The following is a 17,762-nucleotide window of genomic DNA, read 5'->3' on the forward strand; positions in this document are numbered from 1 at the left end:
ACGGAGGCCGGTCCCGGGGACATGCCCACGGGCCTCCTGGCCGGGACGGCGACCGGCCGTGTGGGCCGCGCCGCCTACGAGGACGCGGTCGACGCGTGCCGCGCCGAGATCCGCGAGGGCAACGCCTTCCAGGTGTGCCTCACCACCACGTTCGTCCTGACGGACGGACGGGAGGGCCGGATCGCCCCCGGCACGGACCCGCACCTGGTCGAGTACCTGCGCATGCGCGCGGCGGACCCCGTGCCGTTCGGCGCCTACCTGCGGCTCGGCACGCTGCGCGTGGCGAGCCGGTCGCCGGAACGGTTCCTGCGGATCGACGCCGGCGGGGCGGTGACGGCGGAGCCGATCAAGGGCACGCGCCGCCGCGCCGCCGACCCCGCGGCGGACGCGGCCGTGCGGGCCGAGCTTTCGGCGAGTGCGAAGGACCGGGCCGAGAACGTGATGATCGTCGACCTGCTGCGGAACGACCTGCTGCGGACGGCGCTGCCCGGCTCGGTGCACGTCGAGCGGTTGTGCGACGTCGAGACCTACGCGAGCGTGCACCAGCTGGTGTCGACGATCGGCGCGCAACTACCGACGGGCACGTCGCGGGCGGAGGTGGTGCGCGCGGCCTTCCCGCCCGGGTCGATGACCGGTGCACCCAAGACCAGCGCCACGGCGATCGCCGACCGGCTCGAGCGTGCACCGCGCGGCGTCTACTCCGGGGCGATCGGGTACTTCTCGGCGAGCGGGGCGGTGGACCTCTCGGTGGTGATCCGGACACTGGTGACGGTCGTGGACACCGACGGCGTCGTCCGGTCGCGGACGCTCGGCGCCGGGGGAGCGGTGACGTGGTCATCGGACGCGGCGCAGGAGGCGGACGAGGTCGAGACGAAGACGCGTTCGGTGCTCGGGGCGGTCGGTGCGAGCACATCCTGGACCATCAATATGTGAAATACGGTGCGCTACGATGCCCGGGTCGCGTTCTGCGGCGTCCCCACATCGAGGAGTCACACTTGGCAATCCCACGCACAGCACACCTGACGACGCTCGGCGTCGTCATCGCGGTCGGCCTGAGCTGCACGATCGGCGCGTCCGGCGCCGTCGCGGCCCCTGCTCCGTCCCCCACCACACGCGTTTCGTCGACCGTCACCGATGCGTCGATCCCCGCACCCGTCGTACAGCGCATCGACACCGAGGCGAACGGCACGCAGCGGATGCTCGGGACAGCGAACTCGGACCGCGTCGAGGTGCTCGACGGTGACACCGTCGTCAGCGCCTGGCCCGCGGGCATGGGGTTCTTCTCGATCGCCGTCGGCGAGCGGTACCGCGACACCGAGTTGACCATCGTCGCGGAACGCACCGTGGACGGGACGGCGCGGCGCTCCGAGCCGGTCGTGCTCCCGCGGACCTTGCAGGTCGACGGCGTCGACACGAAGCTGACGAGCTTCACGCCGGGGCAGCACGAGTTCAGCGGCACGGCGACCGCGGGAGCGACCATCACCGCGACCGACGTGGACGGCACCGAGCTGTTCCGCGCCGAGGTGCCGTCGTCCCGGGCGGCGTCGGTGCGCTGGTCGGCCGACGCGGACCTCGGTGACACCAGCCACACGATCACGTTCACCCAGACGACGCCGTCCGGCATCCCGACGGTCCTCGCAGACGTCCGCTACCTGCCGTCGGTCGCCGCCGTGCCGACGGTGGACGACATCGACCGCGGCGTGCGGGGCGAGTACTTCCTGCGCGGCTCCGTGGGCGGGGAGGGGACCCGCACGGTCGTCGCCACCGTCGGCGAGGACCGGTACACCGCCGATGTCCGTGACGGTGCCTTCCTGCTGACGGTCCCGGGGTCGCACGTCGGAGCCACCGCGCAGGTCGCTTCGGAGTCCGACGACGGTCCCTCGAAGTCCACCCCGGTCGAGTTGATCGCCGCCCCTGAGGACGCGGACATCGCCGCTCCGACGGTCCGCGACGTCTTCAACCTGCCGAACGGCGAGATCCTGGTCACCGGCGACGCGCACGCGCCCGGCGCGATCTGGTTCCTGCACGGCGACCGTGTCGTCGCGGGGACGAACCCCGACGGCGGGTTCTCGTACCAGATCGGGTCCGACTCCACCGACCAGCAGATCGACATGGCCACCATGCAGTTCGGCAAGATCTCGGAGCGGACCGCCCTGCCGCGTCTGCTGTCGGTCGACGGGGTGACCGACCACGAGAACTCCTTCGTACCGGGCACGCAGACGTTCACGGGTCGGGCGGAGGCCGGTGCGACGGTCACCGCGCGCGACGCCGACGGGACGGAGCTGTTCTCGGTCGAGGCGTCGGGCGCAAAGGCGGGTGTCGGCAGTTGGTCCGCCCAGGCAGACCTGTCCGCCGGCTCGCACGAGCTGACGTTCACGCAGACCACGCGCGACGGGCGGACGTCCGTCATGCAGGACATCGGGTTCACCTCGGACGACGAGGCGCCGGTGGCGCCGGTGGTGGTGACCGGGCCGACGGAGGGGTCGACGGTGACGTCGAAGCGTCCGGTGTTCCAGGGCACCGGTGCCGAGGGCGCCACGATCGTCGTCAAGGGATCGAGCCGTCAGGTGGCGACGACCACGGTGGTCGACGGCAAGTGGTCGGTGCCGGCCGACTTCGACCTGGGCAACGGGGACTACCGGCTCTGGGTCACGCAGACCCCGACCGGTGGTGCGGAGCCGACCACGGTCGAGATGTCGTTCACCGTGCGGCACGCCGCCGTCGCGCCGCTGGTGGTGACCGGGCCGACGGAGGGGTCGACGGTGACGTCGAAGCGTCCGGTGTTCGAAGGCACGGGTGCCGAGGGTGCCACGATCGTGGTGAAGGGGTCGAGCCGTCAGGTGGCGACGACCACGGTCGAGGACGGCACGTGGTCGGTGCCGGCCGACTTCGACCTCGGCGACGGTGACTACCGTCTCTGGGTCACGCAGACCCCGACCGGCGGCGCGGAGCCGACCACGGCCGAGGTGACGTTCACCGTGCGGCACGCCGCCGTCGCGCCGGTGGTGGTGACCGCGCCGGCCGAGGGGGCGACGGTGACGTCGAAGCGTCCGGTGTTCGAGGGCACGGGCGCCGAGGGTGCCTTGATCGTCGTCAAGGGATTGAGCCGCCAGGTGGCGACGACCACGGTCGAGGACGGCACGTGGTCCGTGCCGGCCGACTTCGACCTCGGGAACGGCGACTACCGCCTGTGGACCACGCAGACCCCGACCGGTGGTGCTGCCCCGACCACGGTCGAGGTGACGTTCCGGGTCGCTGCGGGCTGACGTCCCTGCGACTGACGCCCCCGCGACTGACGCACCCGTCCGTCTGACGCGCCGGGCACCCTCGTCACGAGGGTGCCCGGCGCTGTCGTTTCCGGGGCGCGTGTCGGCCGTCCCGGGCAGGATGGAGCTCGTCGTCGGCACTCCATCGGCGCTTCGTCGACACAGCCACGGCGTGTCGAACGCGTGTTCGACCAGGGCTGTCCACGGATGTCGGACGCGGTTGACATCATCGAACACATGTTCGAATATGAGGGCATGCAGACGGCCGCCGCACTCCGGTCGCCCGTCCCCGACCGGGGCGGGCGGAACGGTGCAGCACGCGGCGGCGGCGGTGCACGGCGGGGGAACGACCACCTCGGCGACGCTCGCGCGGCCCTCGACCGCATCACGTCGCTGCGCTCCCGGGTCGCCGACATGGAGTCCACCCGGGTCGACACCGCCGGCCTGCCCACGGCACCGGCCCTCGAACCGCTGCTGCCCGGCGGGGCGATCCGCGTGGGTGGCACGTACGCCGTGCCCGAGTCGGTGCTGCTCGCGATGACCATGCTGCAGGCGGCCTCAGCGGCGGGCGCGTGGTGCGCGGTGGTGGGCGTGCCGTCCTTCGGGGTCGAAGCCGCGGCCGCCGCGGGGATCGACCTCGAACGGCTCGTGCTCGTCCCCGACCCGGGCGACCAGTGGCTCGCGGTGACGGCGGCGATGGCCGACGTCGCGCAGATCGTCCTCACCCGGCCGCTCGGTCGGGTCGTCCCCGGTGACGTGGCCCGGCTGTCCGCCCGGCTGCGGCAGCGGGGCGGCGCGCTCGTCGCGCTCGGCGCCTGGCCAGGAGCGGACGTCACGCTCCGGGTCACGTCCTCGACGTGGAGCGGCATCGGGCAGGGGCACGGCCACCTGACCGAGCGCCGCGCCACGGTGACGGCCACCGGGCGAGCCGGTGCGGTGCGGCCGACCAGCACCGAGCTGCTGCTGCCCGCTGCGGACGGCGCGGTCCGCGCCGCGGTCCCCGTGCCGTCGGTCGGTTCCGGCGACGGGCGGGTCCTGCGCCCGGTGGCGGTGGCGTCGTGATCGCCCGCGGTCGCATCCGCGCCGACGCGATCGCCCGCGGCGGTGCCGTGCCGGAACCGCCCCCGACCCGGACCGTCGTGCTCTGGTGCCCGGACTGGCCGGTGATCGCGGCTGCCCGCGCCGCCGGGGAGCCCCCGGAACAACCCTTCGCGGTCGTGTCGAAGGGACTCGTGTTCGCGAGCTCCGCCTCGGCCCGGCAGCACGGTGTCGTCCGGGGGCTCCGCGTGCGCGAGGCGCAGGCGCGCTGCACGGAACTCGTCGTGCAGCCCTACGACGACGCCCTCGACCACCGCGCCTTCGAACCCGTCATCCGTGCGGTCGAGGCAGCCGTGCCGGGGGTCGAGGTCGTGCGGCCGGGGACCCTCGCCCTGCGCTCGCGCGGTCCCGCGCGGTACTACGGCGGCGAACGCGCCGCGGCGGCCACGCTCGCCGGGATCGCGGCCGACCACGGCGCGCCTGCGGTGCGGGCGGGGGTGGCGGACACCCCGTTCGCCGCCGAGCAGGCGGCACGCGCGCGACCCCTCCGCCCCGGGGAACGCGTGCGGATCGTGCCCGTGTCCGGATCGGCCGACTTCCTCGCGGACCTGCCCCTCGGCGTCCTCGGCGACCCCGAGCTCGCGACCGTGCTCGACCGGCTCGGCATCGGCACGCTGGGGGACTTCGCGGCGCTCAGCGACGAGCAGGTCCGCGACCGCTTCGGGGTGGCAGGGGCGTTCCTGCACCGGTTGGCCGGCGGCCGTGATCCGCGCGAGGTCGCGGCACGCGAGGTCCCGCCCGAGCTCCGGGTCGAGGCGTCCTTCGAGCCGCCGCTCGACCGTGCCGACCAGATCGCCTTCGCGTTCCGGCGCTCCGCCGACGACTTCGACGCCCGGCTCCGGGCCGCCGGACTCGTCGCGACGACGATCCGGGTCGGGATCGTCGACGAGCGCGACGTCCTGCTCGAACGCACCTGGGCGCACCCGCGCTGGTTCGACGCCGCCGACGTGGTCGACCGGGTGCGGTGGCAGCTCGCCGGCGGGGTCGACCCGACCGGGCTCGAGGCGCCGGTCACGTCGGTCGTGCTCGAACCCGTCGCGGTCGACGACGTGGCGAACCACGAGCGCGGGCTGTGGGGCGCCGGCCCCGACGAACGCGTGCACCACGGGCTCGCCCGCATCCAGGGCATGGTCGGCCACGACGGTGTCGTCAGCCCCAGGATCGGCGGCGGTCGCACCCTGTCGGAGCGCGTGGTGCTCGTCCCGTGGGGCGATGCGCCCGCGGGTGGTGAGCGCGCGCTGGCCACCGTGCGCGACCGCCCGTGGCCGGGCAGGCTGCCGGGGCCGCCACCGGCCACGGTCCTCGAACGTCCCCGCCCGGTCGACGTGGTCACCGCCGGCGGCGCGAGCGTCGACGTCGACGAGCGCGGGGTGCTGTCCGGCCCGCCGGAGCACTTCCGTGCCGAGGGCGACCGCGGGGGCGGGTTCTCGGCGGTCTCCGCGTGGGCGGGGCCGTGGCCGCTCGTCGTGCGCTGGTGGGAGTCCGGCGGACGCCGACTGCACCGGCTGCAGCTCGTCGACGCCGAGGGGCGCGCCTGGTACCTGGTGCTCGCCGACCACCGCTGGTGGGCGGAGGCGATCGCCACGTGAACCGACCCGAGAGCAGGACCTGATGGGCTACAGCAACCCGGCCATCCCGTGGTCGCAGTTCGAGCGTGCCCTGTCCGACAAGCGGAGCCCCGGCACCGCACACGACGGCGACGGCGGCGACAGCCCCGCGTGGTCGCGCAAGCGCGAGCGGTACGTGCCGACGACGCTCGACACCGACGACGCCCCCGTGGTGCCGTACGCCGAGCTGCACGCGCACTCGACCTTCAGCTTCCTCGACGGCGCGAGCCAGCCCGAGCACCTGTTCGAGGAAGCAGCCCGGCTGCGGCTGCACGCCCTCGCGCTCACCGACCACGACGGCTTCTACGGCGCTGCCCGGATGGCCGAGGTCGCCGAGGCGTACCCCGCGGTCGGCACGGTCTACGGCACCGAGCTCTCGCTGGGGTTGACCGAGCCGCAGAACGGTGTGCCCGACCCGCAGGGGTCGCACCTGCTGCTGCTCGCCGACGGCCAGGACGGCTACCACCGGCTCGCGGGCGCGGTGACGAGCGCGCACCTCGCCGCCGGGTCCGAGAAGGGCAGCCCGCGGTACGACCTCGACGAGCTCGCGGCGCGGGCGGACGGCCACTGGCGCGTCCTGACCGGCTGCCGGAAGGGCACCGTCCGGCAGGCGCTCGAGCAGGGCGGCGAGTCGGCGGCCGAGACCGCCCTGCGCGTGCTGCTCGACCGGTTCGGCACCGGCAACGTCGTGGTCGAGCTCCTCGACCACGGCGACCCGCTCGACAGCGCCCGGAACGACGCCCTGGCGACGCTCGCCGAGCGGTACGCGCTGCCCCTGGTCGCGACCGGCAACGTCCACTACGCCACCCCGGACCGCTTCCCGGTGGCGACGGCACTCGCTGCGGTCCGCGCCCGGCGCAGTCTCGACGAGATCGACGGCTGGCTGCCGGCGGCCGACACCGCGCACCTGCGCTCCGGCGCCGAGATGACCCGTCGGTTCGGGCGGTACCCGGGGGCGATCGAGAACACCGTCACCCTGGCCGACGAACTCGGGTTCCGGCTGCGCACGGCGAAGCCCGGGCTGCCCGACATCGACGTGCCGGACGGGCACACCGCGATGTCCTGGCTCCGCGAGCTCACCTGGGCGGGGGCACGGCGCTTCTACCCGGGCAGCGCCGACGGGGTGGAGCCCCACAAACGCGAACGGATCGAGCGCGAGCTGTCCGTGATCGAGGACAAGAACTTCCCCGGCTACTTCCTCATCGTTCGCGACATGGTGCAGTACGCCCGCGGGCGTGGGATCCTCTGCCAGGGGCGGGGGTCCGCGGCGAACTCGGCGGTCTGCTACCTGCTCGAGATCACCGCCGTCGACTCCATCCGCTACGGACTGCCCTTCGAGCGGTTCCTGTCGGCGATGCGCGACGAGGAACCCGACATCGACGTCGACTTCGACTCCGACCGGCGCGAAGAGGTCATCCAGTACGTCTACGACAAGTACGGCCGGTACAACGCCGCGCAGGTCGCCAACGTCATCACCTACCGGCCGAAGGGCGCCGTGCGGGACATGGCGAAGGCGCTCGGGCACAGCCCGGGCCAGCAGGACGCCTGGTCGAAGCAGGTCGAGCGGTGGGGGTCGGTCACCGAGAGCCAGGACCACGACATCCCGCCCGAGGTCGTCGGGCTCGCGAGCGACGTCCTCGGCTTCCCCCGGCACCTCGGCATCCACTCGGGCGGCATGGTGCTCACCGACCGCCCGGTGGGCGAGGTCGTGCCGATCGAGCACGCCCGGATGGACGGCCGCACCGTGCTGCAGTGGGACAAGGACGACTGCGCCTACATGGGCCTGGTGAAGTTCGACATGCTCGGCCTCGGCATGCTCGCCGCGCTGCAGTACTCGTTCGACCTGGCGGCGGAGCACTGCGGGGAGCGCTGGGAGATGCACTCCATCCCGAAGGAGGAGCAGGGCGTCTACGACCAGCTCTGCCGCGCGGACACGGTCGGGGTGTTCCAGGTGGAGTCCCGCGCACAGATGGGCACCCTGCCCCGGCTGCTCCCGCGACGCTTCTACGACCTCGTCATCGAGGTCGCCCTGGTGCGCCCCGGGCCGATCCAAGGCGGCGCCGTGCACCCCTACATCCGCCGCCGCACCGGCGAGGAACCCATCACGTACATGCACCCGGCGCTCGAGCCGGTGCTCGAACGCACGCTCGGGGTGCCCCTGTTCCAGGAGCAGCTCATGCAGATGGCGATCGCGGTGGGCAACTGCTCCGGTGACGACGCCGACCTGCTGCGGCGGGCGATGGGGTCCAAGCGCGGGCACGAGAAGATCGACCGGCTCCGCGACACGCTCTACACGGGCATGGCGGACAACGGGATCCACGGGGCGGACGCCGACGCGATCTACGCCAAGATCCAGGCGTTCGCGAACTTCGGCTTCGCGGAGAGCCACTCGATCAGCTTCGCCCTCATCGTCTACGCGAGCGCCTGGATACGCCTGCACTACCCGGGAGCGTTCCTGGCGGCCCTGCTGCGGGCACAGCCGATGGGCTTCTACTCGCCGCAGACCCTGGTCGCCGACGCCCGACGGCACGGCGTGCAGGTGCTCCGCCCGGACATCCTGCGCTCCGGGGTGGACGCGACGCTCGAACCGCTGTCCGACGATTCCGCGCAGCCCACCGGGCAGGACGCCTGCCTCGCCACCGAGCAGCCGCCGGTGCTGCCATTCGACAAGGCGCTCCCGGACGACACGGCCGAGCACCGTCGCGACGGCGCCTTCGCGGTGCGGCTCGGACTCGCCGAGGTCGCGTCGCTCAGCCGGAAGACCGCCGAGAAGATCGTCGCCGAACGCGACGCGCACGGCCCGTACACCGACATGTCCGACCTGGCCCGCCGGGTGGGGCTGACCACGGCGCAGCTCGAGGCCCTCGCCGCGGCGGACGCCTTCGCGCCGTTCGACATCGACCGTCGCGGGGCGATGTGGTCGGCGGCGCAGGCCGCGGCCGAGCGTCCGGACCAGCTGCCGGACACACAGGTCGTGGTGCAGCCGCCGCTGTTCGGGCAGATGACCAGCGGCGACGTCCTGATCGCCGACATGTGGTCGACGGGCATGACGACCGACGACCACCCGGTGCGGCACGTCCGCGACCGGCTCGCCGCTCGCCGCGTGCTCACCGTGCAGGACACCGCCACCGCCGAGACCGGGCGTCGTGTCGAGGTGGGCGGCATCGTCACCCACCGTCAGCGACCCGCGACGGCCTCGGGCATCACGTTCCTGAACGTCGAGGACGAGACCGGGCTCGTCAACGTGATCTGCAGCGTCGGGGTCTGGGGCCGGTACCGACGGGTGGCCCGGGAATCGCCGGCGGTGGTCGTCCGGGGGATCCTCGAGCGCTCACCGGACGGCGTCGTGAACCTGGTGGCGGACCGCATCGAGCACCTGCCGCTCGCCGTCCGCACCCGGTCCCGCGACTTCCAGTGAGCGGCCCTACTCGACCTCGGGCAGGCGGATGGTGACCTCGAGCCCACCGGAACGGACGTTCCGCAGGGCGGCGGTCCCGCCGGCACGTTCGGCCACCGCGCGCACGATCGCGAGTCCCAGTCCGGAGCCGCCCGGCATCGGGATCGCGCCCGTGGTCGGGTCCGGGTTCGCCCGCGAGGTCCGCGCCTCGTCGGGACGGGTGAACCGGTCGAAGGCCACCGGGATGAACGACTCCGGCACCCCCGGCCCGTCGTCCGTGATCTGCAGGACGCCCTCGCCGTCGCTGCTGCGCCAGGACACGAAGACGCCACCGCCGCGGGGGAGTGCGGCGACGGCGTTGCCGGCCACGTTCGTCACGAGCTGCGCCATGCCACCGGTGTCGATGCGGTAGCGCGGCTCGGTGCCGCCGCCGGTCGCCGGCGCCTCGAGGTCGAAGTCGACCGTCACGTCCTTCGCCGAGGCGATGAGGCGGACGCGGTCCACGGCGGCCATGACCTCGTCGCCGAGGTCCGACCAGCCGGTCTCCGGCTGCCGGTCGCCGTCCTGCTCCCGCCGTTCGGACTCCTCGATCCGCGACAGGGCGAGCAGGTCGTTCGCCAGGCGGGACAGTCGGGCGACGCTGTGCTTGGCGCGCTCGATGTGCGCGGCCAGGGCGGCGGCGTCGTCGCCGTCGAGCGACGCCAGGTCGAGCTGCGTGGTGAGGATGGCCAGGGGGGTGCGGAGCTCGTGGCTCGCGTCCGAGACCATCTGCCGCTCCCGTTCGGTGGCCTGGCGGGTCCGGGCCAGGAACGCGTTGAGCGTCGTCGCGAGCGAGGCGAGCTCGTCCTGGGCCGGTCCGACGGGCAGCTCGGCGCGCTCCGGGGCGACGGAGAGCCGCTCGGCCTCGCGGCGCATCCGGTTCACCGGGCGCAGTGCGGCGGTGGCCAGGACCCACGACGCGATGCCGAAGGCGACGAGGATCGCGACCCCGGTGAGCGAGAGCGTCGAGGTCAGGTCGTCGACGACGATCGCCTCGGCCTGCGAGTTGCGGGCGGCGACGACCGTCCAGCGGCCGACCTCGTTGACGGGGTGCTCGACGACGACGCGGTACTCCGAGCCGGAGACCCGGATGATCGACGTGCCGGCTGCGGTCGAGGTGAGGCTGCCGAGGGCGCGCTCGACCCGGTTCGGCATCGTCGACAGCACGATGTCGCCCTCGGGGGAGACCACGGCGACGAGCTGCAGGTTGCCCGGCGGCGACAGGTCCGGGTCGCTGTCGACCTCGAGCGTCGCGACGTAGGGGTCCGCGTCGGCGTCGAGCAGGGTGCGGGTGGCGCTCGCGACGACGCTCACCACCTGGAAGCGCATCACCAGGACGAGCAGGACGATGACGACCGCGGCGATCGCCGTCGAGCCGATCGTGATCCGCGCGCGCAGGGACAGCAGGCGGAGCGGCCGGACCGGGCCGCGGCGCCGAGGCTCCGGCGCCGACGTGGCAGAGGACCCGCTCACGCCCCGATGAGGTCGAGCCGGTAGCCGCGGCCGCGGACCGTCGCGATGGCGACCGTCGCCTCGTGCGCGGTCAGCTTCTTGCGCAGGTACGAGATGTACTGCTCGACGACGTTCGGGTCCACGTGCTGCGACCCGTCCCAGACCTCTTCGAGGATCTTCGGCCGGTCGACGACGGTGCCGGCGGAGCGGGCGAGCAGTCGGAGCAGCGAGAACTCGGTGGGGCTCACGGCGACGCGCTGGCCCTTGATGGCGATGCGGCGGGCCTCGGAGTCGATGGAGACGTCGCCGACCTCGATCGTGCGGGGCGCACCGGCCGACTCGCGCCGGCCGAGCGCGCGGAGGCGGGCCGTGAGCTCGGCGAAGGCGAAGGGCTTGGTGAGGTAGTCGTCGGCACCGGCGTCGAGTCCGAACACCCGGTCGTCCACCGCGTCGCGGGCGGTGACGAGGAGGATCCGGACCGGGTCCTCGCGCTCACGGATGCGCCGTGCGAGCTCGAACCCCGACATCCCCGGCATCATGACGTCCACGACCGCGAGGTCGAAGGCCTGCTCGCCGAGGGCGATGAGCGCCTCGACCCCGTTCTCGACCGCCGTCACGCGGTACCCCTCGGCGGCGAGACCGCGCTCCATCAGGGCACGCATCTCGTCGTCGTCCTCGACCACCAACAGCCGCATAGTGGACCTCCTCGGACCCATCGTGGCATCGAACCGGTCCCCGGGTCCGCTCTCCGGGCCGAAGTCGCTGAATCTCGTCTCAGCAGCGGGCGGAACGGTCTGTCCCACGTTCGTGGGTCGTGAGGCCGAAGACCCTTCGTTGCTAGGCTCGCGCAGCGGTGGACGTGACCCGAAGCGTCGGCCGCTGCACTGGGGGAGCACCATGGACCACTCGACCGACCACCCGGCCATGGCGCGGCTGCGAGCAGAGCTCGACGCCGCGTGGAAGGGCATCGGCACGCTCGGCGACCTCGAGGACGCCCCGCGCGACCGCGTCGTGGCGGAGCTGCGCACCGCGGTGCCGGACGTCGCGAGCCGCGCGGCCCGCGCGGTCGGTCCCGAGGCCGTCGTCGCCGAGATCGACCGCTACGCCGGTGCCGGGCTGCCCGGCTCGGACGACGCCGTCCCGGCCGCCGTCATCTGGGGCGACGTCGTGCAGACCGCGGCAGCGGCGGCCCGGGCGACGAGCGGCCAGCACACGACCGGCTGAGCAGCGACCCGCACACGACCGGCCGGGCAGAGCAACCTCCGCACGACCGGCTGAGCAACGACCCGCACACGACCGGCCGGGCGGAGCAACCTCCGCACACGACCGGCTGAGCAGCGCGGCCCGCGCACGCCGCCCGGTCGGACCGACCGGGCGGGCCGACCGACCGGCCGGCGCACGACCGGTCCGGCTCAGTCGTCCTCGCCGAGCAGTTCCTCGCGCACGCGCCGGATGTCCTCGAGCAGAGCGCCGATGAGCACCCAGTGCCGTGAGTTCGGGCGGACCACCTCGAGCGGAGCGGTGAGCGCCGGTTCGGCCGCCTCGGGCACCGGGTCCGCGGCAGCGGTGGAGGGGTCGAGCCTCGTCGACTCGACGCGGGCACTGAGCGCCCGGACATCGGCCCCGATCCGGGCGACCTCGGTGGCGATGCCGCCGACGACGGGGTCTGCGCGCAGGTCCGGAGCGGTGGTGTCCCGGATCGCGCGGGTCATGCCGGTGACCCGGGTCACGAGCACCCGCAGGTGCTCGGCGATGACGACGTCGCGGTCGAGGATCGTCCGGTGGCGGCCGCCGCGCGGGTTCATCGTCAGCGACTCCCGTGCGGCGTTCAGCGACGCCTCGGCCTTCGCGTGCTGCTGCCGCAGGGCGCGGGCCCGCACCAGGGCCTCGTGCCAGCGGTCGTGGTCCCACCCCTCGGTCAGTCCGATGGCGACGCGTTCGAACGCCGCAGCGGTGTCCCGGGCCAGGCGTGCGACGGCCAGGTGGGCGGGTTCGAGCAGGACCGGGGGCACGATGAGGGCGTTCACCACCAGGGCGACGACCGCGCCGATCACGGTCTCGAGGATCCGGTCCGCCGAGTAGTTCGGTGTGACGACCCCGGCGGTGAGCACGAGCATGCCGCTGATGCCGACCTGGGTCGCCGACGTCGGGGTCAGCCGCAGGGCCCACGCGATGAGGATCGCGAGCACGATGACGAGCAGCACCACCCAGACCGCATCGCCGAAGAGCAGGTGGAAGCCGGTCGCGAGCACGACGCCGAGGACGACCCCGGCGCTCCGTTCCAGGCCCTTGACGAACGACTGGTTGATGCTCGGTTGGACCACGAGCAGGGCGGCGATCGCGGCGAAGGTCGGGAACGGCCCGTCGATGACGAGCCGACAGAGCAACACCGCGGCGACCACCGCGACGGCGGTCTTCACGACCTGCAGGAACGGCGTGCGACTGGAGCTGCGGAGGCGCGCGACCGGGTTCACACGGACCACGCTAGCCACGGCCCGCACGCCGAGCCGTGCACGAACGCGACGAAAACGCCCGGACACGGTTGACTGTGGTCGTGTGGCCCAACCATGAGCGCGTCATCCCGCAGGCCTTCGCCGGCTCCGGGACCTCCGTGGTGGCCGCGCGGGCGCACTCGGTCGAGCCCTCCGGCAACGGCTACCTGTACGGCTACGAGGTCGACACCGTCGACCGGAACGGCCAGCCGGCCACGGTCCTGACCTACGTCGACACCGGCGGCACGCACGACCAGAACAGCGCCATCGTCACCGACCCGACGACGGGCGAGCCGGTCTCGGTGTGGGCCTACCCGAACGACCCGGGGCTGCCGGTGCTCGCGCAGGTGACCTACCGCGACGCTGTGGCCGAGCTGCTCACGACGCTCGGCATGCCCGTCACCGACCCGGTGCTCAGCGTCGCGGCCTACCGACCCGGCAAACGCGCCGTCGTCCGGGTGGACGCCCCGGAGCGCACCGTCTTCCTCAAGGTCGTCCGGCCGCACCGCGTCGCGCCGATCGTCGAGTCGCACGAGCAGTTCGTCGCAGCGGGGCTGCCGGTCCCGCGGGTGTTGTCGAGCCGCGGTGACGGGCTCCTGGTGCTCGAACGGATCCGCGGTGTGCCGGCTGGCAGCCGCATCCTCGACATCGCCGACGACCCGCGCTTCGTCGCGTCGCTCGCCGCCCTGAGCGGTCGGGTGGCGACCGTCCCGGTGACGCAGCAGGCCCGCGCCGACGCGATGGACCACGCCGACTGGCACCGTCGCACCCTCGTCACCGCGCTGCCGCAGGACGCGGATGAGATCGACCGCCTGTACGACGCCATCGGACGCCGGTCGATCGGGTGGACGAACGCCACGAAGCAGGTCGTGCACGGGGACCTGCACCTCGAACAGGTCTTCGTCGACGAGGACGAGCCGTGGCGGATCTCCGGCCTGCTCGACATCGACACCGCCGGCTGGGGCTTCCCTGTGCGGGACATCGGTGCGGTCGTCGCGCACCTCGTGGTCACGGGTCTCTGGCACCGCTCGCGCGGCGACGCCGACCGCGGGGCCGCCGCCGAACGCCTCGCCGATGCGATCGCCCGCGACTGGGTGGCCCGCAACCCGCGGGAGTCCGACCGCATCGGACCCGCCATCGGCGCGCAGCTGCTCGCCCACGCCGGTGGTCAGGCGACCACGGGTTCGGCGAACGGGATCCAGACCGCCGAGCAGCTCCTGGCCGCCACCCGAGCGGCCCTGGCCGAGGCGACCCCGGTCCTGCCGTCGGGCGGCACGGTCAGACCGCGGTCCGCACCGCGCGTCTGACCCGCGCGGAACGGCAGCGGGAAGGTGTCGCTTCCGCGGGGTGGTCGCGTCCGGTGGCGGGGGACTCTGGCGCGAACGCGACAGGCGCACGCGGAACGTTCGCGGGAAGCTGTCGCCTTCGCGGGGTGGTCGCGACGGGTGGCGGTCGGGAGGCGCGGGGCGGGGCCGATACGGGCCTCCCGTCCGACGTCGGGGGACTCTGTCGCGAACGCGACAGGCGCACGCGGAACGTTCGCGGGAATCTGTCGCCTTCGCGGGGTGGTCGCGACCGGTGGCGGTCGGGAGGCTCGGGGCGGGGCCGACACGGGCCTCCCGTCCGACGTCAGGGGACTCTGGCGCGAACGCGACAGGCGCACGCGGAACGTTCGCGGGAATCTGTCGCCTTCGCGGGGTGGTCGCGACCGGTGGCGGTCGGGAGGCTCGGGGCGGGGCCGACACGGGCCTCCCGTCCGACGTCAGGTGACTCTGGCGCGAACGCGACAGGCGCACGCGGAACGTTCGCGGGAAGCTGTCGCTCTCGCGGAGTGATCGCGACAGACCGGGGTGCGACGCGCGCGGGTGGCGCGCCAGTCGCCTCCGTCGGGGGTCCGGGAGTAAACTGACGGCGCACGCACCGCGTTCCCGCGTGCCGCGTCGATCCCGGACGCAGCCGTCGGTCACTTGACCGACGCGGGGACCGGGCCGTGACCGCCTCGTGGAGGCGTCGCGTGCGTGTGACGACGCCGGATCCCGGCGCGGACCGTCGCACCCGGCGCTGAGCAGGCGCTCGCGGTGGAACGGCCCGCGGGAGTCCACCGGACGTCCCGATGCGGGGACCGGCGTACTGGCGGGCCACGGTGGCCCGCGGAGACACCGGAGCCGCGACGGGCGCCGGTGCAGGACTTCCCGCCCTCGGGCGGCTCGCCCGCACGAACGGGCGGAACAGGAGGAGCGTTGGCTCGATCAGGCACCCGGCGAGCTGCCGGCGGGACGCGGACCGCGTCACGTCGCACCCGGCCGCTGGACAACGACGGCGTGATCCCCGTCCTCGCCCGCGCAGTGCGCGAGGTCGAGGCGGCGGCGCAGCGCGGACCGCTCAAGGCGTCGAACCGGACGAAGTTCCAGGCCGTCGCCCTGCTCATGCGCGAGGAGCGCGCGCGGGTGAAGGCGGACACCGACCTCACCGACGCGCAGCGCGCCGAGCAGCTCAAGCGGCTCGACGGCGTGGCGACGATCCTCGCGAAGACGGCGGCGCGGGACACCAGCGTCATCCAGCTCCTCGCCGAAGAGGTGCAGGTCTCCGAGGCGACCCGCGCGGTGAAGCGCGACATGATGATCGCCGGCGGCATGGAGCTGCAGCCGGAGGACCTCGTGATCGCGGCGGAACCGGCGCCCGTCGTCGAGACGCCGGTGCGCGCGGTCGTGCCGCAGGCCGTCGTGCAGCGCCAGCTCGCGAACCCCTTCATGGCCCCGGACTTCGCCCTCGCCGACCAGCCCGTCGCGCACCCGCGTCGCCTGGCGAACTGGGAGCTGTTCGGCCCGCTGTTCAAGTCGTTCGAGTACGGCGCGGGCGGGGGAGCGGCGTCGATGCCGCTGCCGGAGCCGACGTCGCTGCACTCGCGCTCGGGCACCACGCTCATGAAGCACCAGGCCGAACTCGTGGCCGCCGCGTCGCAGGGGCACCGGACGTTCCTGCTCGCCGACGAGCCGGGCCTCGGCAAGACGGCGCAGTCGCTGCTCGCCGCCGACGCCGCGAACGCGTTCCCGCTGCTCGTCGTCGTGCCGAACGTCGTCAAGACGAACTGGGCCCGCGAAGCCGAACGCTGGGTGCCGAACCACCGCGCGACGGTCATCCACGGGGACGGCAACGACCTCGACGGGTTCGCCGACATCGTCATCGTGAACTACGAGATCCTCGACCGGCACGCCGGCTGGCTCGGGAACTTCGGGTTCAAGGGCATGGTCGTCGACGAGGCGCACTTCATCAAGAACAAGGACTCGCAGCGCGCCCGGTTCGTGCTGCAGATCGCCGACCGCATCCGGCAGCGCACCGCCGCGCCGCTGCTCATGGCGCTGACCGGTACGCCGCTCATCAACTCGGTCGAGGACTTCCGCACCATCTGGGAGTACCTCGGCTGGATCGACGACAAGAAGCCGCGCGCGAAGCTCATGAACGAGCTCGAGGAGATCGGCCTGACCCCGGCCGACCCCGGGTTCTTCGTCGAGGCCCGCCGCGCCGTCATCGACCAGGGCATCGTCCGACGCCGCAAGGTCGACGTCGCCGCGGACATCCCGGCCCGCCGGATCGCCGACATCCCCGTCGAGCTCGACGGTGACGAGGGCCGCTCCATCCGCGACGCCGAGCGCGAGCTCACCGCGAAGCTCGTCCGCCGCTACCACCAGGCGCTCGACGCCCGCACCGGGCAGGACCCGGTCGTCGGCATCGACCACAAGCTCGTCCGGCAGGTCGCGCGCTGGGAGCTCGAGGACCAGGACGCCTCGTCGACCGGCGAGAACGTGTTCTCGATGGTCCGCCGCATCGGTCGCGCCAAGGCGCAGCTCGCGGCCGACTACGCGGCGCAGCTCGCCTCGAACGTCGGCAAGGTCGTGTTCTTCGCGAAGCACCTCGACGTGATGGACCAGGCGGAAGAGGTCTTCGCTCGCCGGGGCCTGCGCACCGCCACGATCCGCGGCGACCAGACCCCGACGCAGCGCACGGCCGAGATCGACGCGTTCGTGAACGACCCCGACGTCGCCGTCATCGTCTGCTCGCTCACCGCGGCGGGCGTCGGCCTCAACCTGCAGGTGTCGTCGAACGTCGTGCTCGCCGAGCTGTCGTGGACGAGCGCCGAGCAGACCCAGGCGATCGACCGCGTGCACCGCATCGGGCAGGAAGAGCCCGTCACCGCGTGGCGCATCATCGCCGCGCAGACGATCGACACGAAGATCGCCGAGCTCATCGACTCGAAGGCGTCCCTGGCCGCCCGCGCGCTCGACGGTTCCGACGAAGAGGTCGTCGACTCCGGCGACATCCAGCTCGACGCGATGGTCGCGCTGCTGACCGAGGCGCTCGGGGGCTAGCGCGCGCGTCGCGCGGTGCGGGGGCGGCGCGCGTCGCGCGTCGC

At 73.4% G+C, this 17,762-nt stretch carries 11 protein-coding genes; 8 read left to right on the forward strand and 3 right to left on the reverse strand.

The window, feature by feature from the left end; translation table 11 throughout:
* From BIU94_RS08625 to BIU94_RS08645, 5 genes are all read left to right on the forward strand, one after another.
* Nucleotides 1-933, forward strand: a 933-nt coding sequence (locus BIU94_RS08625; protein ID WP_139196361.1) for an anthranilate synthase component I family protein, incomplete at its 5' end; no start/stop codon positions are given.
* A 62-nt stretch (nucleotides 934-995) separates the two neighbouring features.
* Nucleotides 996-3,266 carry an Ig-like domain-containing protein gene (locus BIU94_RS17810; protein ID WP_071257425.1) on the forward strand — a complete coding sequence of 757 codons (2,271 nt, stop codon included), beginning with the start codon at nucleotides 996-998 and terminating at the stop codon, nucleotides 3,264-3,266.
* 237 nt (nucleotides 3,267-3,503) lie between these two features.
* Entirely contained in the window at nucleotides 3,504-4,328 is an 825-nt protein-coding gene (locus BIU94_RS08635; protein ID WP_175472101.1) for a hypothetical protein, read from the forward strand.
* A complete protein-coding gene (locus BIU94_RS08640; RefSeq protein ID WP_083404695.1) occupies nucleotides 4,325-5,953 on the forward strand; it encodes a DNA polymerase Y family protein in 1,629 nt (542 codons plus the stop codon). The genes BIU94_RS08635 and BIU94_RS08640 overlap by 4 nt, the downstream gene beginning before the upstream one ends.
* A 22-nt stretch (nucleotides 5,954-5,975) precedes the next feature.
* A complete protein-coding gene (locus BIU94_RS08645) occupies nucleotides 5,976-9,389 on the forward strand; it encodes an error-prone DNA polymerase (RefSeq protein WP_071257428.1) in 3,414 nt (1,137 codons plus the stop codon).
* A gap of 6 nt (nucleotides 9,390-9,395) precedes the next feature.
* Here BIU94_RS08645 and BIU94_RS08650 read toward each other — a convergent pair whose 3' ends face one another.
* Nucleotides 9,396-10,880, reverse strand: coding sequence for a cell wall metabolism sensor histidine kinase WalK (locus BIU94_RS08650; RefSeq protein WP_071257431.1), 1,485 nt, complete (start codon nucleotides 10,878-10,880; stop codon nucleotides 9,396-9,398).
* Entirely contained in the window at nucleotides 10,877-11,554 is a 678-nt protein-coding gene (locus tag BIU94_RS08655) for a response regulator transcription factor (RefSeq protein WP_071257435.1), read from the reverse strand. The genes BIU94_RS08650 and BIU94_RS08655 overlap by 4 nt, the downstream gene beginning before the upstream one ends.
* Before the next feature lie 202 nt (nucleotides 11,555-11,756).
* Here BIU94_RS08655 and BIU94_RS08660 point away from each other — a divergent pair, with 202 nt between their 5' ends.
* Nucleotides 11,757-12,083 carry a hypothetical protein gene (locus BIU94_RS08660; protein ID WP_071257438.1) on the forward strand — a complete coding sequence of 109 codons (327 nt, stop codon included), beginning with the start codon at nucleotides 11,757-11,759 and terminating at the stop codon, nucleotides 12,081-12,083.
* A 188-nt stretch (nucleotides 12,084-12,271) separates the two neighbouring features.
* Here the strand turns inward: BIU94_RS08660 and BIU94_RS08665 are convergent, their stop codons facing one another.
* Nucleotides 12,272-13,333, reverse strand: a complete 1,062-nt coding sequence (locus tag BIU94_RS08665; protein ID WP_071257441.1) for an aromatic acid exporter family protein — start codon at nucleotides 13,331-13,333, stop codon at nucleotides 12,272-12,274.
* Nucleotides 13,334-13,413: 80 nt separating this feature from the next.
* Between BIU94_RS08665 and BIU94_RS08670 the strand changes: the two genes are divergently transcribed.
* Together BIU94_RS08670 and BIU94_RS08675 are read left to right on the forward strand one after the other, a co-directional pair.
* On the forward strand, nucleotides 13,414-14,658 hold the full coding sequence (locus BIU94_RS08670; RefSeq protein WP_139196359.1) for a phosphotransferase enzyme family protein: 1,245 nt from the start codon (nucleotides 13,414-13,416) through the stop codon (nucleotides 14,656-14,658).
* A 933-nt stretch (nucleotides 14,659-15,591) separates the two neighbouring features.
* Nucleotides 15,592-17,718 (forward strand): DEAD/DEAH box helicase, encoded by a 2,127-nt coding sequence (locus BIU94_RS08675; RefSeq protein WP_071257447.1) that lies wholly within the window; start codon nucleotides 15,592-15,594, stop codon nucleotides 17,716-17,718.
* Nucleotides 17,719-17,762 lie beyond the last annotated feature (44 nt).

It is taken from the genome of Curtobacterium sp. MMLR14_006 (assembly GCF_001864985.1).
Lineage (GTDB): Bacteria > Actinomycetota > Actinomycetes > Actinomycetales > Microbacteriaceae > Curtobacterium.

Bases quoted from the DNA above. Each gene is read 5' to 3' on its own strand.
- BIU94_RS08645 (WP_071257428.1), top strand. From the start codon at position 5,976: ATGGGCTACAGCAACCCGGCCATCCCGTGGTCGCAGTTCGAGCGTGCC.
- BIU94_RS08660 (WP_071257438.1), top strand. From the start codon at position 11,757: ATGGACCACTCGACCGACCACCCGGCCATGGCGCGGCTGCGAGCAGAG.
- BIU94_RS08635 (WP_175472101.1), top strand. From the start codon at position 3,504: ATGTTCGAATATGAGGGCATGCAGACGGCCGCCGCACTCCGGTCGCCC.
- BIU94_RS08655 (WP_071257435.1), bottom strand. From the start codon at position 11,554: ATGCGGCTGTTGGTGGTCGAGGACGACGACGAGATGCGTGCCCTGATG.